Raw genomic sequence first — 23815 nt, 5'->3', positions numbered from 1 at the left:
CGACCGATCAGAAATAGGTGGTGGCCTGCCCGACGCAGCGATAATCGTCATCCACCACGGGCAGATAGCGCCATTTATCGAAGGCGGTGCAGGGATGGGATATACCACAGCCTACCCAATCCCCGACATGCAAAGGATCGCCGGCCGCCACGCGCAGGTAGGCGTGTTGGTCGTTGACCGCCGTGATCCGCGCCGAACCGGCGCCACGGCAATGCAGCCCCGTGATATCGCGAAACGCGTGCGGCAAGGGCAAATCATCGTCAAACGGCACATCGCGGCGGCCGAAATCCAGGATAGCCAGTTCCGGCTCCGGACGCGACAGCACCCGGCCCCAGATCTCCAGCGCCGGACGTAGCTGATAAGCGGCCCCCCGCTGCGCGAAAGGCGCGTTACGGGCGTAGAGTCCATCATCATGCGCCATATAAGCGCCGGAACGGATCATGACCCGGGTTTTTTGTGACAACGTCACTCCTTTGAACATGTCGGTCACAATGTCGAAAAATGTGCCGCCCCCCGCCGTGAGCAGAAGGGTACCCGGCGCGAATAACCCTTCACTGTCCACCGCCCGCGCCACGGTCGTCATCCATTGGCAGTAGCGGCGCACTTTTTCCAGCGATTCCGCGCCGCGATCGCTGGCGATGGCGCCTTCATAACCGGCAATGCCCGTCAACCGCAACTTAGCGCTGTCGCGCAGGGCGCGGGCGATAGTCAGGGCGTCGGACAACGAGCGGCACCCCGTGCGCCCGCCCGGCACCGAAACCTCCAGCAGGACGTTGAGCGTCACATCAATATCCGCCAATGCCTGTTCCAGTATCCGCACCCCCGCCAGGGAATCCACATAGCAAATGAATGCCTGGTCGGGATTGTCCCGTTGATAATGCCCAATCCAGCGGATCCCGGCCAGATCCACCAACTCATTGGCCAGCAGGATATTCTTGATGCCGAACGCGCGGAAGGCGCGCACCTGGGCCGGCGTGGCCGCGCTCAATCCCCAGGCGCCATGGCGCACCGCGCCGCGCAGCAGTTCCGGCGCCATGGAGGTTTTACCATGGGGCGCGTGCAGTACGCCCTGCTGACGGCAAAAATCAGCCATGGCGGCAATATTGTGCTCATAGGCCGAACGCTTGAGCAGCATGACCGGCGAAAACACCATGCCGCCGCTGAAGATATCCACCCCTTCCGGTAAGACCGAGCGGCCGTCGCCGGGCGCCGATTTATAAAGCGGCCCCGCCCCCTGCGGATTCAGGCTGCCGTCGGCTTTCAGATTAAGATCAATGTCGCTCATGGTTTCGTTTCCTGATAACCCGGGTTGTCCGCCCGGTGCAAATGTTGGCGCGCGACGCGTGACGGAATCCGTCGTCCGGGACGGCGCCGCCGCGCTACCCGCCGGGTTAATGCTCCAGTACCCGCCGCAAAAAATGCTGGGTACGGGCATTTTGCGGGTTGACGAAGATCTGTTCCGGCTCGCCCTGCTCGGCGATAACGCCTTTATCCATAAAGACGACCCGGTCCGCGGTCTTGCGGGCGAAACCCATCTCATGGGTGACCACCACCATGGTCATCCCCTCCCGCGCCAGCTCGCGCATCACTTCGGTCACCTCTCCCACCAGTTCGGGATCCAGGGCGGAGGTGGCCTCGTCGAAAAACATGATTTTCGGCTCCACCGCCAGCGCGCGGGCTATGGCCACCCGCTGTTGCTGGCCGCCGGACAATTGCGCGGGATAATGCCCGGCGCGGTCCGCCAGGCCCACGCGCGCCAATGCGGTCATGGCCCGGCGCTCGGCTTCTTCCCTGGGCAGTTTACGCGCCTTTATCAGCGCCAGGGAAACATTGCCCAGGGCGGTTTTGTGTGGGAACAGATTGAATTGCTGGAATACCATACCGACATGACCGCGAATCTCCGCGGCCCGGCGCTTGTCGTGCAACGGCACGTCATTTACCCAGATCTCCCCGGCATCGGCGGTCTCCAGACCGCTCATGATACGTAATACGGTGCTTTTGCCTGATCCCGAGGCGCCGATCAGCACCAGCACCTCGCCGGGATTGACGGTCAGGTCGACACCTTTGAGCACCTGGGTGGCGCCAAAGGATTTAGATACGCCGCTAAGGGCGATGGCCGGTTTAGCGGCGACCTTCGATATCATGATAAAAGACTCCTGTTCTGATCCCGGCGCTGTACCCAGCGGGATAACGGAAAACAGACGATAAAATACAACACCGCCACCAGGCCGTAGACCGCCACCGGCTGGCCGACGCGATCGACGATGGATTGACCTTGATGCAGTAATTCACTCAACCCAATCATGCTGATGATGGACGTGTCCTTGATAAGCGACAGGTACTGGCCAATGAGCGGCGGCAGCACGATTCTGCCGGTTTGCGGCAGGATAACCGAAAAGAACGTGTGCCGCCGGCCCAAGCCGAGGATGAGCGCCACTTCCCACTGTCCTTTTGGCACGGCCTCGATACCGGCGCGAAACACCTCCGCGATATAGGCGCCTTGATACACGCTCATACCGATCACCCCGGCGGCGAAGATGTTGATATTGTAGCCAAAATAGGCAACGCCAAAATAAATGAGCATCAACGTGATAAGGACCGGCGTCCCGCGAAACAACTCGATGTACACCCTGGCCAGATACCGCCCGGCGGGCTGGCGACCGACGCGCAATACCGCCGCCAGCAGGCCAAGCAAGGTCCCTCCGGCGATAGCGGCGACCGACAGCAGCAACGTGACGCCCAAACCTTTAAGCAGCAGCGGCAAACTGGATAACATTAAACCGGTCATGCCAGCCCCCCATTCTTGATGCTATTTCGGCCTGACGCCGGCACCGGCTTTTTTACCGGGGCAGCCTGCCGGGAAAACAGCCGCCGGCCCAGCGCGTCGCCGGCCCAGGCCAGCACATTGCTCATTATAAGGTAGATGATAAGCGTCATGCTGAACGTCTGGATATACAGCAGAGTGCGGGAATTGATCACCGTCGCCGTGCCGGTGAGCTCCGGCAGGGCAATGGCCGACAACAACGACGTGCCGAGCAACAACTGGATCAAATTATTGACGATGGCCGGATAAACCGCCCTGGCCGCCTGCGGCAGCACCACCTGCAAAAAGATATCGCGGCGGCCGATGCCAAGAATGGCCGCCGCTTCCTGCTGGCCTTTCGGCACCGATTGTATTCCCGCGCGAAAGACCTCGGCCAGGTACGCGCCGACATTCACCCCCAAGGCGATAATGCCGGCAGTCCAGGCGCTCATGGTGAGTCCCAGCGACGGCAAGCCGAAAAACACAATGAAAATCTGCAACAGCACCGGCGTGTTGCGGATAATTTCGATATAGCCGGCCGCAATCGCGCGCAGGACGGAAAAACGGCAGAGCCTGGCCAGCGCCGCGGCCAGCCCTATCGCCAACGCCAGCATAAAGGCCAGGAGGGTGACCTGCAATGTCACCCATGCAGCGGCGAGAAAAACATCGAAATAACGGAATAAGGTCAACCATTGATAACTCATGTCTGCCTCCGTCAGCCCTAGGGCGAATACCGTGCGTTAATATTGAGGATTCAACGGATAACGGGGCGCTGTGCCGAACCATTTCTGATAGAGCGCGGCGTTTTCTTTGGATGCGTTGATTTCAAACAAGAACTCATTGAGGTAATTCAGCCAGACCTGATCGCCCTTTTTCACGCCAAAAGCGTTGTATTCCAGCGGCACCAGAGCCTCGTTGGTGACCATCAAGGATGGGTCGAGCTTGGCCTGATACGCCAGGAAGTTATTGTCCTCGATCATGGCGTCGGCCTGCCCTTGCTTAACGGCCAAAATGGCCGCCTGAGAACTGTCGTATTCCTGAATTTTCACTGGAATATGCATGGCGCGCACTTCGTCGCCGTTGGTCGACCCCTTCACCGTGGCGATGGTTTTACCGCTCATATCCTTGGCGGAAGTGATACCGCTGTCTTTGCGCACCAGCATCGCTTCGCTGGCCACCACATATGGCGCGGTGAAACCGATTTCCTTGGCGCGCTCGAGGTTGCGGGTGAAATTACAGAACACCACATCCACCTTGTTGGTTTGCAGATTGGGAATCCGGTTGGCGCTGGTGGTATCGATCACTTCCAGCTTCACGCCCATATCTTTGGCCAGCGCCTTGGCCAAATCGACGTCATACCCGTCCGGCTTGCCGTCTTTGTCGTAAAAACCGAACGGCGCGAACGACAAACAGTCTCCCACCCGCAGCGTGCCGCGCTGCAATACGGCCTCAAGGGTGGAGCTCGGGGCAGTATCCTTGGCTTTATTGTCGTCCGTCGGCGTACAGCCAATAAGAGTCAAAATGCCGATGGCAGTGAATAAACGCGCGGCATGCGTTTTATAAGCAAGACAATTCATTCTCGATTTCCCCCGACTGATATTCTGTTAATGATTTTGCTAAAACACACAGTCATCTCCCCGTGATATTCCATGTCGCCCCGTTATGGGCCGCGCTGCGACTCGAATTATTCAGTGTTTAGACTCTAAATAATCCAGAATCTGAATATCCAGCGGCATTAATAAGGCCGTGGCCGACGCGGGCGCGGACAATAAAGAGGCGACGTGAAGTATGACGAGCATAAACGCCGTTAACACATTTTATTTCTTATCGGCACGGTAGCATTTCATATCCACTTCCACCTTGCAATTCACCACCAGTTCCTGAACGCTGCATATACGTGCAGGTGGAAATTGCGAAAAGTATTCAGCGAAGACCTTATTAAACGAGCTGAAATACCGGGCGTCGGTGAGTACCGCGGTGACGTGTACCACATCCGCGGCGTCATAACCCGCCTCCGCGGCTATGCGCAGACAGTTATCGAACGCCAGTCTGGTTTGTTCAATAATACTGCCTTCGACGACTTCGCCGTCGCGCATCGGCGTCTGACCGGAAATAAAAAGCCAGCCGTCCGCTTCCACCGCACGGGCGAAGGGCAACCGTTGCCCGCCTGTCCCCACGCCCCCCTCGGTGCCGTACCGTTTTATGGCCATACCGCTTTCTCCCGCCAGGTAAATCCTGTTTACCGGCTTTAATCATTCAAAAAATTCACCTTTGGGTGAAATACGATTGTCTGATATATCGGATCAACTTCCGAGATAGCGGACAGGCCCAGACTGTCATAAAAATATTAACTTTGCAATATCCCCTTTGCCGATAATAACCTTTTCATCGGTACTGTCTCGATTAAGCTCTTATTTTCCTGGGGAATGGATTAACAAAATGGAAAATTTTTTTATCTCCCTCGCGAAAGAAAAATAAATGGCGGCACAACCCTGGAAATGAACTATTCTGGGGCCCCAAAAAAGGGCGACGCGCGATTATCTTCCTTTCCGGGATCATAAGATGGGGATATTGGATTTTTTTGTGTATGATAGCAAAAACGGTTTTTCAATGGAGAATGACTATGCCCTCAGTGAATCCGCCTCGGGCAAGGGGAGTCGATCGGATTATCGAATTGTTTCGCCAATTACATATCGCCAGAAAGCCGATGACCATGCGGGAACTTATCGCCAGTACCGACGCGCCGCGATCCAGTATCTATGAACTGGTCGGTATTTTGGCCGACGCGGATTGGCTGGAAATCCAACCGGACGGCAACGTGTTTTTTGGCCGGGCGATGCACTATTATGGTGCGGATTATGCCATGCAGAACGACTTACTGCGGCGCGCCCATCAACTGATGATGGAGTTGGTCAGCCGACTGAGTGAAACCGTTCAGCTCTGTATCATGGATGGCAACAAATACACGGTGGTCCTGTCGGAAAGCGGATCCCGGCCCTTCAAGATTACTTCGGACATCGGCGTCAAGGTCCCCATTCCCTGGACCGCCTCCGGCCGGCTGTTGCTCGGCCATCTGTCGTCGGCGGACATTCTGGCGTTGATCCCGCCGGAGGATTTTTTGCTGGCCGACGGACGAACCATTGATCAGACGGCGTTTCTGGCCGACGTTAAACGCGCCAGCCAGCAGGGCTATTCCATGACTGAAGGTTTGTCGGACAATTTCACCTGCTGCATGGCCGCCCCCATTTATTCCCGCGGCGGGCAGGCCATCGCGGCATTTTGCTTTATGGTCAGCCGCGATACCGATAACACGCGACGGCAAATGTTATTGCAGGAATTGATCGCCTCCGCGCGGAAGCTCTCCGAGTTGTCCTGACCGCTCGGCCCGACGCGGGTCGGCGTCGGCGATGCCGGCACGTCAGCCCGCGCTTCTGGGGTATTGTCGCCTCTCCCCTTGATATGGATCAACGGCCCGTCCCGCCACAGGAATAAAATCGATAAGCTTTCTCATTTTTAAGTAGCATAAGGTTCGGCCGTTGTCGCCGAGCATTCGCCAAGTGTTCCGGGAGACGAAGAGTATGAGTGACGCAGCCTCGCGATTGGTCTCGCTGACGCGGGCGCCTCTGGGGGAAAAAGCCGTCGTGGCGCTGATTCGCTTTAACGGCGAAGGGCGTGAACGACTGGCTGAATTAGGCCTGCGGACCGGCAGCGAGATTCGTCTCATTCAGCGCGATGGCGATGGCCCGCTACTGGTGGCGGTGGCGGATACCCGCATCGCCGTGGATTTCGCCATGGCCGGAAAAATTATGATTTCGCTTATCGCGCGTAAATAAAGGAGCCCGTCGTTTATGTTTCTGCACGAATTAGCCCCCACCGATGAGGGCAGGGTCGTTGGCTTTAGCAAGGGCGCCAGCGATTACCGCCGCCGTTTGCTGGCATTGGGCGTGACGCCGGGGGCGCCGTTCAAGGTTACCCGGGTCGCGCCCCTGGGCGATCCGATGGAAATTCGGGTCAGGGGGTCTTCCATCAGCGTCAGAAAAGAAGAAGCCCGTATCCTTTTGGTCGAAAAAATCTCGCCCGAAAAATTATAAGGTCAAGCGTCATGCCCGAAAAAAATATCATTTGCGTTGTGGGAAACCCCAATTGCGGGAAAACCACGCTGTTCAACGCCTTGACCGGCAGTAAACAGACCGTGGGCAACTGGCCGGGGGTGACGGTGGAAAAAAAGACCGGCGTCTACCAGTACGACGGCAGTACCGTCACCGTGGTGGATTTACCCGGTATCTACTCCCTTAACCCCTCTTCGCGCAGCTCGGAAGATGAACGGGTGGCGCGCGATTATATTCTTTCCAACGACGCGCAGTTGGTGGTCAACATCGTTGATGCCGCCAATCTGGAACGCAATCTTTACTTAACCGCGCAAATTATCGAAATGGGCGTGCCGATGCTGGTGGTGGTGAACATGATGGACATCGCCAAAGCGCATCAGTTGGAAATCGATCTGGACAGTCTGCGGCAGACGCTGGGGTGTCCGGTGATCGGTATGGTGGCCAGCCGCAATAAGGGTGTGGACGAGCTGCGCCGATTGTGCCGGGAAAGCCTGCGCCATCCGCCGCGGCCGACCGCGATCATACCCTACGCCGAGGATATCGGCCAGGCCATAGAGGCCATCGCCGAACGCATCCCGGCGCGGTCTGTCGGCAATCCCCGCTGGCTGGCGATTCAATTGCTGGAGGGCGATTCCGGCGTCCGCGCCCTGACGCCCGCGCCGGCGCTGGCTTTTGCCGACCAAACCATGACCGCCCTGGTGAACAGCTATGAAGACGATCTGGACATTTTTCTGGCCGACGCCCGCTACGGATTTGTCGCGGATGCCGCCCGTCAGGCCGTTATCCGCCATGGCGAAGTGTCCTCCACCCTGACCGACCGTATTGATAAAGTGGTGCTGCACCGTTTTCTGGGCATACCGATTTTTTTCGCCGTCATGTACCTGATGTTTATGTTCACCATCAATGTCGGCAGCGCGTTTATCGATTTCTTTGAGAATCTGGCCGGTACGTTGTTCGTCGACGGCCTGGGCCATCTGCTGTTGGCGTTTGGCGCGCCGGAGTGGCTGAAAGCCGTATTGGCCGACGGAATCGGCAATGGCGTGAAAACCGTCGCTTCATTTATTCCCGTCATCGGCTGCCTGTATTTGTTTCTGTCCTGGCTGGAAGATTCCGGCTATATGGCCCGGGCGGCGTTCGTCATGGATCGGCTGATGCGTGCCCTGGGGCTTTCGGGAAAAGCCTTCGTGCCGCTTATTGTCGGGTTCGGCTGCAATGTGCCGGCGGTCATGGCTTCGCGGACCATCGAGAATCCACGGGATCGGATTATCACCGTGATGATGGCCCCCTTTATGTCCTGCGGCGCCCGGTTGCCGGTCTATGTGCTGTTCGCCACAGCCTTCTTCCCCGTCGGCGGGCAGAACCTGGTCTTCACCCTGTATGTGCTGGGCATCGTCGCGGCGGTGGCGACCGGCTATCTGCTGAAGCATACCGCGCTGCGCGGTGAAACCTCGTCATTTGTCATGGAAATGCCGCCCTACCACCTGCCTACCGTCAAGGGTATTTTGCTGCGCACCTGGGAGCGGTTGAAGAGTTTTGTGCTGCGGGCCGGCAAATTGATCGTGTTGATCGTCGCGGTGCTGAGCATCCTCAATTCACTGGGCACCGACGGTTCTTTCGGTAACCAGGACAGTGATAAGTCGGTGCTGTCCGCCATCGGCAAGACTATCGTGCCGGTGTTCGCGCCCATGGGTATGCAACGGGACAACTGGCCGGCGGCGGTCGGGATATTTACCGGTGTTTTCGCCAAGGAAGCGGTGGTCGGTACCCTTAATTCGTTGTATAGCGCCCTTGGCGACGGCGGCGTCAATCCCGCCGGCGCGGAGGCGGCGCGGCCGTTTAGCCTCGCCGCGGGGATCAGCGCGGCATTCGCCACCATTCCCGAGAATGTCCAGAAACTGGGCTCGGCCTTTACCGATCCGCTCGGTATCAGCGTCGGCAATTTAAGCGATCGTAATGCCGCCGCCGCTCAGGAATCGGTTGCCGTTTCGTCCATTGACGCCATTACACGGCTCTTCGACGGCCGGCTGGGGGCCTTCACTTATTTGATGATGATCCTGCTCTATATCCCGTGTTGCGCCGCGGTATCCGCCATCTGGCGCGAGGTCGGCACGCGCTGGACCCTGTTTGCCGCCGGCTGGACGACCGGTCTGGGTTACGGCTCGGCAACGGTGGTCTATCAGTTGGGAACGTTCGGTCGGCATCCGCTGTATTCCGCTACGGCTATCGCCGCCGTGCTGGCGGCGCTGCTGGCGGCAATGGCGGCGCTGCGCGGCGTGGGACGGACTACGCCGTCCCTGGCGGCCAAACCACAATAAGGCGACGCCTGGCGGTATACGCCGCCGGGCCCATGAGGACAATACGATGAATCTTATGGCGTTGCGTGATTATATTCGCGATAAGCAGCGGGTCAGTCTGCTGGATATCAGCAGCCATTTTCATAGTGAACCGCAGGTGGTCAGCGGCATGCTGGATATTTGGCTGCAAAAGAACAAAATTATCAGCTATACGGTGAAAAGCGCGAAATGCGGCGGCTGTTGCTGTTGCGATCCGGCCAGCAATCGTTTTTATGAGTGGAATGACCCCGCGCGCGCCGGCGACATCCGGGAGCAAAACGCAGGTTGATCCCGCCCCCTCCTCCGGCCGGCGCCGCGCCGGCATTCGGGTCAGCGCCGGTTTCTGACCAGTTGGTAGCGGCGTCCGAGATATTCCACCGGCGCGCTCCAGATATGCACCAGCCGACAGAAGGGGAATAACAGAAACAACGTCATGCCCAGTACCAAATGCACGCGGAAGATCCAGGCCACGCCATCAAGGTTGGCCGCCGCGCCGCCGTGAAAGGTCACTATCGCCTGCGCCCAGTCCACCAGCTTAAGCATTTCGCCGCCGTCCATGCGTTGCGCCGAAAACGCGATAGTCAGCAGTCCCAGGCAAGCCTGGATCACCAGCAAGGTGAGAATCAGGATGTCGCCGATGCTGGATGTGGCGCGAATACGCGGATTAAATAGCCGGCGTTTTAGCAACAAGCCGCCGCCCGCCAGCGTCATCAGGCCGCACACGCCTCCCGCGCCCATCGCCAGCTTTTGTTTCAGGGCGATGGATAAGAAAGGCGCGTAAACCCAATGGGGGGTTAGCAGGCCGAATAAGTGACCGAAAAATATCCCCAGAATGCCGATATGAAAAAGATTGGATGCCAGCCGCATGCCCTTACGGTCCAGCAGTTGACTGGAGCCGGCCCGCCAGCTGTATTGTCCGTAATCATAACGCAGCCAGCTGCCGATCAGAAAAACCGTGCCGGCGATATAGGGGTAGATATCAAAAAAGAACCGATTGATTAGATACATGGTTAATGTCCTTTGGACCCGGACACCGGGGAATCCGCGTCCATCAGTGGTCCGATGGCAAGGTATTGGGGAAGGGGCGAGCCGGCAAAACGACGCTGGTGGCGTGTCAACTCCGCCGCTTCGCAGCCCTGACCGGCCAGAAAAGTCACCTGCTCTTCCTCCCAGACCGCGTCCAGCGCGCCGGGCGTATCGTCCCGCGCCTCGCCGCCGATGTACTCGCGAAGCGTAGCGCTGCGCAACTGGCTGTCGCAAAGGCTCAACAGAAGGTCAAACAGTTCGGCATAAAGGCTTTCGCGCTCGCGCAGCCTTGCGCCCAGCAGAGCCAGAATCGGCGCGATATCCCGCAAGCCGTCCAACGCCTGCGCCATAGCGCGGGTAGCCAGATATTCCAAATACACAGGCAGGTAGTCAGGCAGCTCGCGGCTGATGGATTCCAGGCCGGCGGCCTGGTATTGCGCTAATAAATCCACCATCGCCCGGCCGCGATCACGCGATTCGCCGTGGACATGTTCAAACAGCAACAGAGAGGTCGCTCTGCCGCGATCGAAAAGACCGCAATAGGTTTCCTGGGCGTCCAGCAGCGCGCCAAAGCAGAACTTGCCGATAAATGCCGTTAGCCGCGTACGTTGGACCGGTCGTAATTGAGGGTCTTCCATCGCTGCCTGCGCCAGTTCGTCCCGGCAATCCCATAAAGCCTGATCGGGGTAATCAAGCAGAAAGCTTATGATTTTCAAACTAATCATGCGGCGCCTCCCGCGTGGACCGGGCGGAGATATCAATAGCATCAATGCGCCGGCTATCAAACAGATTAAACCGGCTGTCGCTGCCGCGACAGCCATCGCCAAAACTGAATCCGCAACCATGGCTTTCGGGAAAGGCCTGGCGCGCCAGTTCCCGATGGCCGGAGGGCACCACGAAACGATCCTCGTAATTGGCGATGGCCAGATAACGGTACATATCTTGTGCCTGTGCTTCCGTCAGCCCCACGTCTTCCAGCGCCTGGGTATCAATCACCCCATCCACCGTCGCCGCCCGCTTGTAGTGGCGCATGGCCAGCAGCCGTTTAAGCGCCGATAACACCGGTTCGATATCACCGGCCGTCAACAGATTGGCCAGATATTGCAGCGGAATTCGCAGGCTCGCCACATCCGGTAAAACACCCTGGCTCGGCAGTTCACCGCTGTCGGCCATCGACTGAATTGGCGATAATGGCGGTACATACCAGACCATGGGCAACGTGCGATATTCCGGATGCAGCGGTAACGCCAGCCGCCACTCCACGGCCAGTTTGTAAACCGGCGAGCGACGGGCCGCCTCCAGCACGTCCTGGGGCACGCCATCCCGAAGAGCCTGTGCCGCCACTTGCGGATCACTCGGGTCAAGGAAAATATCCAGTTGGCTTTGATAAAGCCGTTGCGCGTTCTCCGTCAGCGCGGCCTGTTCGATGCGATCGGCATCGTAAAGCAACACCCCCAGATAGCGAATACGGCCAACGCAGGTTTCGGCGCAAAGCGTGGGTTGGCCGGACTCGATGCGCGGATAGCAGAAAATGCATTTTTCCGATTTGCCGCTTTTCCAGTTGAAATAGATTTTTTTGTAAGGGCAGCCGGTCAGGCACATGCGCCAACCGCGGCATTTATCCTGATCGATAAGGACAATGCCGTCCTCAGCGCGTTTATAAATGGCGCCGCTCGGACAGGTTGCCACGCAGGCCGGATTCAGACAGTGTTCACACAGGCGCGGCAAATACATCATGAAGGTATTTTCGTATTGTCCGTATAGGGCCTTTTGCATATGGTCGAAATTCCGGTCCTTCGATCGCCGTTCGAATTCACCGCCGAGAATGTCCTCCCAGTTGGGGCCGCCGGTGATTTTCTTCATGCGTTGTCCGGTCAGCAACGAACGCGGCCGGGCCACCGGTTGATGCTTACCCTGCGGCGCAGAATGCAAATGTTGATAGTCATAATCAAACGGCTCGTAATAGTCGTCTATTTCCGGCATATGGGGATTGGCGAAAATCGTCGACAACACGCCGGCCCTGCTCCCCATCCGCGGCTGTAAACGTCCGCCAAGGGTGCGAACCCAGCCGCCGCGCCACTTTTCCTGATCCTCCCAGGCCTGCGGATAGCCTATGCCCGGTTTGCTTTCCACATTGTTGAACCAGGCATATTCCATACCTTCCCGGCTGGTCCAGACATTCTTGCAAGTTACCGAGCAGGTATGGCAGCCGATGCATTTATCCAGATTGAGCACCATGCCGATTTGCGAACGAATTTTCATTTTATTTTCTCCTGCGCCATGACGGTTCCGGCCGCCGCGTTACCCTGCGCATAATCGGCCTGTTCGTCGTCCAGCCAATCGATATGATCCATTCGCCTCACCACCACATATTCGTCGCGGTTGGATCCGACTGTGCCGTAGTAGTTGAAGCCATAGGCCAACTGCGCATAACCGCCGATCATATGGGTGGGTTTGGGACAGATGCGGGTAACGGAGTTGTGAATGCCGCCGCGTTGACCGGTGATTTCCGAACCGGGCAGGTTCATTATCCGTTCCTGCGCGTGATACATCATGGTCATGCCGGCCGGGATGCGTTGACTCACCACCGCGCGAGCGGTGAGCGCGCCATTGGCATTGAACGCCTCGACCCAGTCGTTATCCATGATGCCCAATTGCCGCGCGTCGTCCTCGGCAAGCCAGATAATAGGCCCGCCGCGGGATAGCGTTAGCATCAACAAATTGTCGCTGTAAGTGGAATGAATACCCCATTTCTGGTGCGGCGTCAGGAAGTTAAGCGCTTTTTCCGGGTTACCGTTGGGTTTGCGGTAAAGTAGCGGCGCCGCGGAACGGGTATCAATGGGCGGACGGTAAGCCAGCAGGCTTTCGCCAAACGCGCGCATCCATTCATGGTCTTGGTAAAGCTGCTGCCGTCCCGATAAGGTACGCCAAGGAATAAGCTCATGGACATTGGTATAGCCGGCGGTATAACAGACCTGTTCATCCTCCAGACCGGACCAGGTGGGACTCGAAATGATTTTACGCGGCTGCGCCAGCAGATCGCGGAACCGGATCTTTTCAGCTTCTTTATTCAAAGCCAGATGGCGATGATCACGGCCGGTGACGCCGCCAAGGGACGCCCATGCCTTGACCGCCACCTGGCCGTTGGTTTCCGGCGCCAGCGCGAGGATCACCTCGGCGGCGTCGATGGCGCTGTCGATACGCGGCCGGCCGGCCGCGACGCCCTCGATTTTAGTTCGGTTCAGTTGACCTAGCAAAGCCACTTCGTCCGTGGTGTCCCAATGTATGCCCTTCCCGCCGTTGCCCAATGTGTCCATTAGCGGCCCCAATGACGTAAAGCGCTCATAGGTATTGGGGTAATCCCGTTCCACCACCATGAAATGTGGGGCGGTCTGGCCCGGAATAAGAGGGCATTCCCCCTTTTTCCAGTCGAAGACCCCCAGAGGCTGCGCCAGTTCCGCCGGCGAGTCATGCTGGATGGGCAGGGTTACCACATCGGTTTCCACGTCCAAATGTCCCCGGCAAACGCGGGAAAATGCCGCGGCGATGTCTTTATAGATATCCCAGTCGCTTTTCGATTCCCAACCCGGATCGACCGCTGCGGAAAAGGGATGGATAAAGGGATGCATATCCGAGGTGTTCAAATCGTCTTTTTCATACCAGGTGGCGGTGGGCAGGACGACATCGGAATAAAGACAGGTACTGGACATCCGGAAATCAAGGGTGACCACCAGATCGAGTTTTCCTTCGCCCGGCGCGTCCCGCCATTCCACCTCCTCCGGCAGTATGCCGCCCTGCCGGCCGAGATCTTCTCCCTGGATACCGTGTTCGGTGCCAAGCAGGTACTTCAGCATGTATTCATGGCCCTTACCGGAAGAACCCAGCAAGTTGGAACGCCAGACGAACAAATTACGCGGATAGTTTTGCGGGTTATCCGGTTGTTCGGCGGCGAAACGCAGCGTACCGTTTAACAGCCCCGCCACGGTAAATTCCTGGGGCGTCATGCCGGCGGACCTGGCCTGGCGGGCGATTGTCAGTGGATTAACATTTAATTGCGGCGCCGAAGGCAGCCAGCCCATACGTTCGGCCCGGACGTTGAAATCGATCATGCTGCCGGTGAACCGGTCACGATCCGCCAGGGGCGACAATAAATCCTGGGGCGCGACGGTTTCGTAGCGCCATTGGCTACTGTGGTTATAGAAAAACGACGTGCTGTTCATCTGCCGCGGCGGCCGCTGCCAGTCCAGGGCGAATGCCAGCGGCAGCCAGCCGGTCTGTGGACGCAGCTTTTCCTGGCCGACATAATGCGCCCAGCCGCCGCCGCTCTGGCCTATGCAGCCGCAGAATATCAGCATATTTATCAGGCCACGGTAGGTCATGTCCATGTGATACCAGTGATTCACGCCGGCCCCGACGATAATCATGGAGCGTCCGCGGGTTTTCTCGGCATTGGCGGCGAACTCGCGCGCCACCTGGATGATTTGCCGGCGAGGCACGCCGGTAACGGCTTCCGCCCAGGCCGGGCCGTAGGGGGCGCAATCATCGTCCCTGTCCTGGCCGTCCCCGGTCAATCCCGGTTCTAAGCCATAGTTGGCCAGGGTCAGATCATAGACGCTCGCCGCCAGAGCCTCGCTGCCGTCGGCCAGAATCAAGCGCTTGGCGGGCAGGGTGTGCCGAAGCACGCCGTCGTCTGAGATGCCTTGCCCGGGTTGCGCGCCGGAATCGCCGAAAAAGGGAAAGCCGACCGTGGCCATTTCGTCGTGACGCCCCAGCATACTCAATTGCAACGCGATTGGCCGCCCGGCGTCGTCCACTTGCCGCTCCAGATTCCATTTACCCTGTTCGCCCCAGCGAAAACCGATAGAGCCGGGCGGCGCCGTCAGCTCACCGCTGTCTTGCGCCACCGCCACGGTTTTCCATTGCGGATTATTCTCCTCTCCCAACCGGCCCGGCAAATCAGCGGCGCGCAACAGCCGTCCCGGCACATGGAAACCATCGCGCGCTTCTAACAGCACCAGCATCGGCATATCGGTATAGCGGCGAACGTACTCCAGGAAATACTCGCACTGCCGGTCCACGTAAAATTCCCGCAGGATCACTCGACCCATGGCCATCGCCAAGGCGCTGTCGGTACCTTGACGAGGATGCAGCCACAAGTCGCACAATTTGGCCACCTCGGCGTAATCAGGCGTGACGGCCACGGCTTTGGCGCCTTTATAACGGACTTCGGTCAGGAAATGGGCATCGGGGGTGCGGGTTTGCGGTACATTGGAGCCCCAGGTAATGATGTAGCCGGCGTTATACCAGTCGGCGGATTCCGGCACATCGGTCTGTTCGCCCCAAGTCATCGGCGACGCGGGGGGTAAATCACAATACCAGTCGTAAAAGCTCAGACAGGTCCCGCCGATAAGCGACAAGTAGCGCGCCCCCGACGCATAGGAAATCATGGACATTGCCGGGATCGGTGAAAAACCGATAATGCGATCGGGACCGTAGGTCTTGGCGGTGTAAACATTGGCGGCGGCGATAAGCTCGTTCACCTCCGCCCAGGTGGTTCTCACAAAGCCGCCTCGCCCACGGGCCTGCTTATATTCTTTGACCGCCTGAACATCACTCATTATGGCCGCCCAGGCATCCACCGGATCCGGATGCGCCGCCCTCGCCTCGCGCCATAATTTGAGCAGTGATGTGCGGATCTGCGGATATTTCAGCCGGTTGGCGCTGTACAGATACCAGGAATAGCTGGCGCCCCTCGGGCAACCGCGCGGTTCATGGTTCGGCATGTCGGGACGGGTGCGGGGATAATCCGTTTGCTGGGTTTCCCATGTGACCAGTCCATTTTTGACATAGATTTTCCAACTACACGAACCGGTGCAGTTCACGCCGTGAGTGGATCGCACGATTTTGTCGTGCTGCCAGCGGCCCCGATAGCCGTCTTCCCAATCCCGGTTGCTATTGAGCGTCTGGCCGTGTGTATCGGCGAAAGTATCGCCACGCTGGGTAAAATGGCGAAACCGGTCTAAGAATTTACTCATCGTTCACTCCTGGTGGCGGGCCAAAAAATGACCGGGGTTTACTGCGGCCGGCGAGTTGCCATCCCTTTATCGATATTGCGACCGTAAATAAGCCAGGTAATCAGAATGCAAATCACGTAGAAGATCAGGAATATTTTCATCGCCCCGGCCGGCGAGCCGGTCAGCTTCAAGGAAACACCGAACGCCTGGGGAATAAAAAATCCCCCCGCGGCGCCGATGGCCGAGATAAATCCCAATGCGGCGGCGGATTCCGTGTTGGCCGTCCTTTGCGCGTCCTCCTCGCCGCCGCCCGCCGCCTTGATTCGGTTGACCGCCAATCGACGAAGGATGACGGTGATCATTTGAAAGGTGGACCCGCTACCCAGTCCGGCGGTCAGAAAAAGCAGCATGAACAGGGTGAGAAACGCCGGGAATGACCCGCCCTGTCCGTCGGTGGGCAGAGTGAGAAACAGTAAACCGGCAAAAAGACCCATCAGCACAAAGTTCGCCAGCGTCACCCGAATACCGCCGAACCGATCGGATAAGACACCCCCCAACGAACGCGCCAGCGCGCCGATGAAAGGTCCGAAAAAGGCGTAGCGCAAAATCTCCGTGGCGGGGAACTGCGTCTTGGATAACAGCGCGAATCCAGCGGAAAAACCGATGAATGAACCAAAGGTCGCGAGGTAAAGCACACTCAGAATCCACATATGGCCGCGTTTGAGCACCCTCAGTTGCTGCGGCAACGACGCCCGGGAAGCCGCCAAATCGTTCATGCCGAACCAGGCCGCCAACGTGCCGATGACCAGTAAAGGCACCCAGATCCAGGCGGCATTTTCCAGCCATAGCACGGAACCGTCCGGCTGAGGACGGCCATCGGCGCCGAACACGGCGAACATCGACCATGATATCGCCAAGGGCGCGGCCAATTGCATCACGCTGACCCCCAGATTACCCATGCCGCCATTCAGTCCCAGCGCGCCGCCCTGCATACTTTTCGGGTAAAAGAAACTGATATTGGCCATACTTGAGGCAAAATTGGCGCCGGCGAAACCGCACAAGAGCGAGATCACCACGAACACGCCAAAGGGCGTATCGGGATGCTGAACAGCTATTCCCAGCCACAAGCAGGGGATCACCATAAACAGCGTGCTAAGCGCCGTCCAGCGCCGTCCGCCCACCAAAGGCACCATAAATGAATAGGGTACGCGCAGGATAGCGCCCGATACCGCCGGCAACGCGGTAAGTAAAAACAATTGGTCGGTGGTAAAATGAAACCCGACCTTGGCAAGGTTGACCGCAACGGCGCTAAACAGCATCCAAACACAAAAGGCCAACAATAGGCAGTAGATGGAAATCCAGAGATTACGCCGGGCAATTCGCCGTCCGCGGTTATGCCAGAATTCCGGTTGTTCCGGTTGCCATTCCTGGATAACGGCACCACTTGCCGCGTCGGCGCTGGAGAAAAAAGAATGCATATCAACCTCGCTGAGGGTGGGGTAATTGTGGTTATCTGCTGTCACCCTAGGCATAGCCGATCGCTGGCAAGTTGATATAAATCAAGGGAAAGTCATCGAGGAAAAGAGCCCATTCGACCATCAGCCACTTTTGGGGTAGCAATATGACGGCGGTAAAACCCTATTAGTTATAGAGTTATAAACTGTCTGGTTATCAGGGAGGACAAAATTCATGCCGGCGGCGATTTGGGGGTACTCCCTAAGGAGTATGGGGTAATTCGGGCCGATCATGAACAATAGCCGCTGGCGCGCCTGCGCGCCAGCGCCAATGCCAAATCGGAGACAGGATGCCTATTATGCTAAAACCCGTTCGGGCGCCGTTTTCCATTGTCCGTCAGGTGACTGTACTGATGGTTGCCTTAAGCCTGCTCGGCATCGGCGGCATGGCGCTATCCCTGTGGCTGGCGGAAAGTATGCAGGGCAACGCCCACGCCATCAATAAAGCCGGTTCGTTACGGATGCAGAGCTACCGGTTACTGTCGCGTCTGCCGCTCGGGCCTGACAGCCGGCCGTTGTTAAACGAACTGGAACGGGATCAACTCAGCGCCGATCTGCGCCAACCGGTGCGGCGGGAACAATTGGCCGGACAATACCTGGCGGTGCGAAGCTATTGGCTTGAACGGTTGCGGCCCCGGTTGCTCAATGCCAGACGGCCCTCGGACGCGGCGGATGATGTGGCGGAGTTTGTCCGCCGTCTGGATACGTTGGTGTCCGCCATCGAACATCAAACCGAACGGCGGCTGATGTTGGTGGCATTGGTGCAGAAAGTGGCCATCGCTCTCAGTATGGCAGTATTGCTGGTCACTATCATCTTTCTGCGCCGCCGTTTACTGGAGCCATGGCGACGTCTGTTGCGGCAGGCCGACGCGGTGGCCGGCGGGGATTTCAGCCAGCGTTATCCTCTGCCGGCCGGCCAGGGACGGCAAGGACGACATGAAATGGATTTGCTGGGCCAGACGCTAAATAGCATGTCGGCATCGTTGTCGCAAATGTATGCGGAGCTGGAGCAGCGGGTAACGGAAAAAACCGCCGACCTGCAACGTAAAAATCAGGTGCTGGACTATCTGTACCGGGCCAGCCGCCAATTACACGACAACCAACCGGTAATACGGCGGTTGATGCCGGTTCTGGAGGAATTGCCGGCCTTCACGCCGCTGCGGGAGATCCGAATTAAACTGTATGAAAACAACGATGACGAGTTGGTCGATGAGCCAGAGCCGCCGGCTTATGCCGCGGCGATGAGTCCGATAACGCCGGCCGGCGCCGCTGAGAGGGGGTTTGAGCCGTTAAGCTGGCGCTTGCAGGACAAGCTTGGCGATTATGGGCTGGTACTGGCCCGGCGACCGGCGGGGCAATCGCTGGATGAACAGCAGCAACGACTGATGGATACGCTAATGGAGCAATTCACCAGTACTCTGGCGCTGGAGCGTCAATCCGAACAGCGGCAGCATATGCTGGTGATGGCGGAACGAACGGCCATCGCCGCGGAATTGCACGACAGCATCGCCCAATCGCTCTCCTGCCTGAAACTGCAAATCAGTTGCCTACAGATGCAAAGCCGCGACACGACCACGGACAACAAAATCCTGATGCAGCAAATGCGTGAAGAACTGAATACCGCCTACCGACAACTAAGGGAATTGTTGACCACTTTTCGGCTGGGAATGGCTGAACCCGGCCTGCGCGCGGCATTAAAAAACATGGCGGATGAGTTCTCCAATAAGCTTGGATTTCGCATCGGACTGGATTATCAGTTGCCGGCCGGTACGTTTACGCCCCACCAGGTCATTCATCTTGCGCATATCGCCCGCGAGGCGCTGACCAATATCGTTAAGCACGCGCAGGCCGATCGGGTGGCCATCTCGGCCTACCACCGTGAAAATGACGTGGTCTTGAGTATCCGTGATAACGGTTGCGGCTTGCCGGACGAGCAGGCGCGGCCGCACCATTACGGACTGATGATCATGCAAGATCGCGCCGCCAGCCTGCCCGGACGATGCCAGTTCCGCCATCCGCCGGATGGCGGAACCGACATCATGATTATCGTCGAGACCATGCAGACGGCACTACATTCATGGACGGGTATGTCCAAATGAGCCGGCTCGGATACGCCGGTATGCCCCCTACAGGAGCCGAATATGTACGAACACGAGATCGCCACTATTCTGCTGATTGATGATCACCCCATGCTACGCAGCGGAGTCAAACAACTCATTAGTCTGGATGGCGGTCTGAAAGTGGTCGCCGAAGCCACCAACGGGGAACAAGGGGTCCGGCTGGCCGAAGAACTGGACCCCGATCTGATTTTGCTGGATTTGAATATGCCGGGCCTGAATGGCCTGGATACGCTGGATAAAATGCGCCGTATCCCGTTGTCGGGGCGCATCGTGGTTTTCAGCGTATCCGATCATGAAGACGACGTGATTACCGCCATCAAGCGGGGAGCGGACGGATACTTGTTAAAAGACATGGAGCCGGAGGATTTACTGGACTCGCTGCGGCAGGCGGCGGCCGGCAAAATGGTGCTTAGCGCGGCATTAATGCCGGTGCTGGCCGCCGGATTGCGTGAAAACCGTCCGGGCGCCGAACGGGATGTGCTCGCTTTAACGCCCAGGGAAAGGGATATCCTGAGGCTTATCGCCCATGGTCTGTCAAACAAACTGATCGCCCGCAAACTGGACATCACCGAAAGCACGGTGAAAGTGCATGTCAAGCATCTGCTTAAGAAAATGAAACTGAAGTCGCGAGTGGAAGCGGCCGTATGGGCGCTGCAAAACCGTCCGCTTTAGCGCCCGCCATCCCAGACCTGTCGCCGGACAGCGTGCCCGGCGCTCCGTGGCCGGTGAGGCGATGGCTATACCCTGGCGGCAAACCGGGTCTCCGCCACGCCGTTCCCAAGGGTACTCCCCTCTGGGAACAGACGTATTCCTTTATCAGCAGGGGGGCAACGTCGGCTCGCTTTCCGGCCGGGACGCCACCCATACCCGTCCCCGCTCCAGCCGCACCGGCCAAACGCCGACCCGCACGGCCGGATCATCCGGGCTGGCGCCATCCCGCAGACGCAGTCGTTTCTTGTGCAACGGCGATATCACCACAGCCTCGCCATTGATATCCCCGACAATTCCCCGCGACAAGACATGGGCGCCGCTATCCGGTTCCCGATTATCCAACGCATAAACCTGGCGAGGGTCTCCGGGCAGATAAAACAAGGCGATCTGCCGCCGTCCCAATCGGGCGGCAATACCGGCATTGGGCGGCAAGTCCTCCAGACTGCCGACATCAACCCAAAGTTCGTCCAAGACCCCGTTTTCGTTTTCCCCAGTCGCCCGCGGCGCCGCGCTTTTCTCGTCCGGACGCGCCGGGCGACACTGCCCGCGCTCAGGTACCATCACGACCCCTTCATCGGGAACATCGCTATTCAGGAACGCCCGAAACAACGGCAAGCGGTCCGGGGACGACAGCGTCGCGCGCCATTCGCATTGATAACTGTCCGCTACCCGCTGCATGTCTTTCTCCAGCTCGTCGGCGATATCAAGACTGTCTTGCAGGATCACTTGCCGCAGATAGTCCAGGCCGCCCTCCAGGTTATCCAACCAGTTGCTGGTGCGCTGCAACCGATCGGCGGTACGGATATAGAACATCAGAAACCGGTCGATAATCCGGATAAGCTGGGCTTCATCAAGATCGCCGGCAAGCAGATCGGCATGCCGGGGCTTCATACCGCCGTTGCCACAGACATAGAGATTCCAACCCTTATCGGTTGCGATAATGCCGATATCCTTGCCCTGGGCCTCAGCGCATTCCCGCGTACAGCCGGAGACCCCCAGCTTGATTTTATGGGGCGAACGCAGTCCCTTATAGCGATTTTCCAGCCGGATGGCCAGGGCGGTGGAATCCTGAACGCCGAAACGGCACCAGGTAGAGCCGACGCAGGATTTTACCGTCCGCAGGGATTTGCCGTAAGCATGGCCGGTTTCAAATCCCGCAGCGATAAGATCGCGCCAGATAGCGGGCAATTGTTCCTGTCGCGCGCCGAATAGCGCCAGCCGCTGACCGCCGGTCACCTTGGTGTAAAGCTGGTAGCGTTGAGCCACCCGACCAATGGCGATTAACCCCTCGGGAGTGACTTCACCGGCTGGGATACGGGGCACCACCGAGTAGGTGCCGTCTTTTTGCATATTGGCGAAGTAGCGATCGTTGGTGTCTTGTAGGGGCAAATGCCGAGGATTGAGCGCATATTCATTCCAACAGGAAGCCAGCATCGATCCCGCCAGCGGTTTGCAAATTTCGCAACCGATACCATGACCGTAACGGCCGATCAATTCTTCAAACGTCCTGATATGATTGACGCGAATAAGATGATACAGCGCCTGACGCGTGTAGGCGAAATGCTCGCACACCTCTTTGTTCACCTCGACGCCCAATTGTTCCAACTGGTATTCCATTACCTGCTTGACCAAAGACACGCAGCCGCCGCATCCGGTACCGGCCCGGGTATGAGCCTTGAGCGAGGCGAGATCGCGGCAGCCGTTTTTCACGGCCGCGCAGAGAGTCGCTTTGCTGACATTATGGCAAGAGCACACCTGCGCCTCGCCAGGGAGGGCCGCCACGCCAAAAGCCCTGACGCCGCCTTGCTCCATCGCCGGTAAAATCAGGCTTTCCGGCCGCTCGGGCAAGACGGTGCGATTAAGCATCATCTGCAACAGCACGCTATAATCGCTGCTATCACCCACCAACACGGCGCCAAGCAATTGTTTACCGTCGGCGGAAACGGTGATGTTCTTGTAGATCTCCCGCGGACCGTCAGTCCATTGATAAGACTGGCTGCCGGGCGTTTTTGCCAGGGAATCCCCTAACGAGGCGACATCAACGCCGAGGAGTTTGAGCTTGGTGCTCATGTCCGCTCCGTGGAAGGCGCCTTCCCGCCCGGCCAGCACGGCGGCGGCGGTCCGCGCCATCTGGTATCCCGGCGCCACCAGGCCGAAATTCCGCCCATGCCAGACCGCGCATTCGCCAATGGCGAAAATCGCCGTGTCTGAGGTGCGCGTCTCATCATCAATCACAACGCCGCCACGCGGACCAAGGGTCAGTCCGCTTGCCCGCGCCAGTTGGTCGCGGGGACGAATCCCGGCGGAGAATAGCACCAAATCGGTATCCAGTGTTTCGCCGCCGGCGAAACACAGCCGCAACCGGCCTTGATGGCCGACAGTTATCTCTCTGGTGTCTTTACCGGTATGCACATTGACGCCCAGGGTTTCGATCTTCCTGCGCAGCATGGCCGCGCCGCCATCATCCAGTTGCAAAGACATTAAACGGGGGGCGAACTCCACCACATGGGTTTCCAGACCCAGTTGCCGCAAGGCGTTGGCCGCTTCCAGGCCCAGCAGACCGCCGCCTATCACGACACCTATCTCCGATCGCCGCGCCCTGAGCGCGATAGCATCAAGATCGCCAAGGGTTCTATAGACCAGACACCCTTCCCGATCACTACCGGTAATAGGTGGAACGAAAGCATAGGAGCCGGTGGCGATCACCAATCTTTCATAAGCCGTTTCCTCCCCATTGGCATCGGCGACGCAATGCCGGACCCGATCGATGGCGACGATTTCGCACGATGTGCGCAGTTCGATACCGTATTCCGCGAAAAACCCTGGCGCAACCAGCGAGAACGATTGGGCGCTACGTCCGCTGAAATACTCCGACAAATGGACACGATCGTACGCCGGATGGGGTTCCTCGCCGAATACCACAATCCGGTAGCGAAGGTGCAAATCATATTCCACCAGTTGTTCGAGGAAATAATGACCGACCATGCCATGGCCGATAACAATCAAAACGGGTTTGTTCATACCTCAATCCTTACTTCGCGACAGCATTCCACCGTCATGGAAATGTCCGGACAGCAACATGCAAAAAAAAAGCGTCCATAATCCTGCGATCGCTCGCATCATTATGGACGCCTTTGCCCTTCGATTTCCCGCGCGCCGCCATTGGCCCGCAAGAAACCCGTATT

At 58.1% G+C, this 23815-nt stretch carries 18 protein-coding genes and 1 pseudogene; 7 read left to right on the top strand and 12 right to left on the bottom strand.

Annotated features, from left to right (window positions below):
* Window positions 1–7: 7 nt before the first annotated feature.
* The 6 genes and pseudogenes from FCN80_RS10075 to FCN80_RS10050 form a co-directional block, all read right to left on the bottom strand.
* Complete coding sequence (locus FCN80_RS10075; protein ID WP_136990026.1) at window positions 8–1285, bottom strand: alanine racemase; 1278 nt, start codon at window positions 1283–1285, stop codon at window positions 8–10.
* 109 nt (window positions 1286–1394) lie between these two features.
* Window positions 1395–2144 (bottom strand): annotated as a pseudogene (locus FCN80_RS10070) (amino acid ABC transporter ATP-binding protein); the annotation flags it as partial.
* Window positions 2141–2788, bottom strand: a complete 648-nt coding sequence (locus FCN80_RS10065) for an amino acid ABC transporter permease (RefSeq protein ID WP_136990024.1) — start codon at window positions 2786–2788, stop codon at window positions 2141–2143. The gene FCN80_RS10065 and the pseudogene FCN80_RS10070, both read right to left, overlap by 4 nt.
* The gene (locus FCN80_RS10060) at window positions 2785–3507 is read right to left on the bottom strand and encodes an amino acid ABC transporter permease (RefSeq protein WP_136990023.1); all 723 of its coding nucleotides are present in this window, start codon (window positions 3505–3507) and stop codon (window positions 2785–2787) included. The genes FCN80_RS10065 and FCN80_RS10060 overlap by 4 nt, the downstream gene beginning before the upstream one ends.
* A 36-nt stretch (window positions 3508–3543) precedes the next feature.
* Window positions 3544–4380 carry an ABC transporter substrate-binding protein gene (locus FCN80_RS10055; protein ID WP_136990022.1) on the bottom strand — a complete coding sequence of 279 codons (837 nt, stop codon included), beginning with the start codon at window positions 4378–4380 and terminating at the stop codon, window positions 3544–3546.
* Window positions 4381–4620: 240 nt separating this feature from the next.
* Complete coding sequence (locus tag FCN80_RS10050; protein ID WP_136990021.1) at window positions 4621–5013, bottom strand: RidA family protein; 393 nt, start codon at window positions 5011–5013, stop codon at window positions 4621–4623.
* A 413-nt stretch (window positions 5014–5426) separates the two neighbouring features.
* On the opposite strand from FCN80_RS10050, the gene FCN80_RS10045 reads away from it, so the two are divergent.
* The 5 genes from FCN80_RS10045 to FCN80_RS10025 all read left to right on the top strand — a co-directional run bounded on the left by FCN80_RS10045 (window position 5427) and on the right by FCN80_RS10025 (window position 9534).
* Complete coding sequence (locus tag FCN80_RS10045; protein WP_136990020.1) at window positions 5427–6179, top strand: IclR family transcriptional regulator; 753 nt, start codon at window positions 5427–5429, stop codon at window positions 6177–6179.
* A 202-nt stretch (window positions 6180–6381) separates the two neighbouring features.
* Window positions 6382–6636: a FeoA family protein gene (locus FCN80_RS10040; RefSeq protein WP_136990019.1), complete on the top strand. Its 255-nt coding sequence runs from the start codon at window positions 6382–6384 to the stop codon at window positions 6634–6636.
* 15 nt (window positions 6637–6651) lie between these two features.
* On the top strand, window positions 6652–6894 hold the full coding sequence (locus tag FCN80_RS10035) for a FeoA family protein (protein ID WP_136990018.1): 243 nt from the start codon (window positions 6652–6654) through the stop codon (window positions 6892–6894).
* Between the two features lie 11 nt (window positions 6895–6905).
* Window positions 6906–9227, top strand: coding sequence for a Fe(2+) transporter permease subunit FeoB (gene feoB, locus FCN80_RS10030; RefSeq protein ID WP_136990017.1), 2322 nt, complete (start codon window positions 6906–6908; stop codon window positions 9225–9227).
* A 46-nt stretch (window positions 9228–9273) separates the two neighbouring features.
* Window positions 9274–9534 carry a FeoC-like transcriptional regulator gene (locus FCN80_RS10025; protein WP_136990016.1) on the top strand — a complete coding sequence of 87 codons (261 nt, stop codon included), beginning with the start codon at window positions 9274–9276 and terminating at the stop codon, window positions 9532–9534.
* A 41-nt stretch (window positions 9535–9575) separates the two neighbouring features.
* Here the strand turns inward: FCN80_RS10025 and narI are convergent, their stop codons facing one another.
* From narI to FCN80_RS10000, 5 genes are read right to left on the bottom strand one after another with little or no spacing between them, the layout of a single operon-like run.
* Window positions 9576–10253, bottom strand: a complete 678-nt coding sequence (gene narI / locus FCN80_RS10020; protein WP_136990015.1) for a respiratory nitrate reductase subunit gamma — start codon at window positions 10251–10253, stop codon at window positions 9576–9578.
* Between the two features lie 2 nt (window positions 10254–10255).
* Window positions 10256–10996 carry a nitrate reductase molybdenum cofactor assembly chaperone gene (gene narJ, locus FCN80_RS10015; protein ID WP_136990014.1) on the bottom strand — a complete coding sequence of 247 codons (741 nt, stop codon included), beginning with the start codon at window positions 10994–10996 and terminating at the stop codon, window positions 10256–10258.
* Window positions 10989–12533, bottom strand: coding sequence for a nitrate reductase subunit beta (narH, locus tag FCN80_RS10010; RefSeq protein WP_136990013.1), 1545 nt, complete (start codon window positions 12531–12533; stop codon window positions 10989–10991). Before narH ends, narJ begins: the two co-directional genes overlap by 8 nt.
* On the bottom strand, window positions 12530–16306 hold the full coding sequence (locus FCN80_RS10005) for a nitrate reductase subunit alpha (RefSeq protein ID WP_136990012.1): 3777 nt from the start codon (window positions 16304–16306) through the stop codon (window positions 12530–12532). Before FCN80_RS10005 ends, narH begins: the two co-directional genes overlap by 4 nt.
* Before the next feature lie 38 nt (window positions 16307–16344).
* Window positions 16345–17763: a NarK family nitrate/nitrite MFS transporter gene (locus FCN80_RS10000; protein WP_136990011.1), complete on the bottom strand. Its 1419-nt coding sequence runs from the start codon at window positions 17761–17763 to the stop codon at window positions 16345–16347.
* A gap of 335 nt (window positions 17764–18098) precedes the next feature.
* On the opposite strand from FCN80_RS10000, the gene narX reads away from it, so the two are divergent.
* Both narX and narL read left to right on the top strand, forming a co-directional pair.
* Window positions 18099–19898, top strand: coding sequence for a nitrate/nitrite two-component system sensor histidine kinase NarX (gene narX / locus FCN80_RS09995; protein WP_136990010.1), 1800 nt, complete (start codon window positions 18099–18101; stop codon window positions 19896–19898).
* 42 nt (window positions 19899–19940) lie between these two features.
* Window positions 19941–20591, top strand: a complete 651-nt coding sequence (gene narL / locus FCN80_RS09990; RefSeq protein WP_136990009.1) for a two-component system response regulator NarL — start codon at window positions 19941–19943, stop codon at window positions 20589–20591.
* Between the two features lie 144 nt (window positions 20592–20735).
* Here narL and nirB read toward each other — a convergent pair whose 3' ends face one another.
* Window positions 20736–23651 carry a nitrite reductase large subunit NirB gene (nirB, locus tag FCN80_RS09985; RefSeq protein WP_136990008.1) on the bottom strand — a complete coding sequence of 972 codons (2916 nt, stop codon included), beginning with the start codon at window positions 23649–23651 and terminating at the stop codon, window positions 20736–20738.
* Window positions 23652–23815 lie beyond the last annotated feature (164 nt).

Origin of the sequence: Martelella alba, assembly GCF_005217455.1 — a bacterium.
Classification (GTDB): domain Bacteria; phylum Pseudomonadota; class Gammaproteobacteria; order Enterobacterales; family Enterobacteriaceae; genus Acerihabitans.
This window is presented reverse-complemented; position numbering and strand designations above follow the sequence as displayed.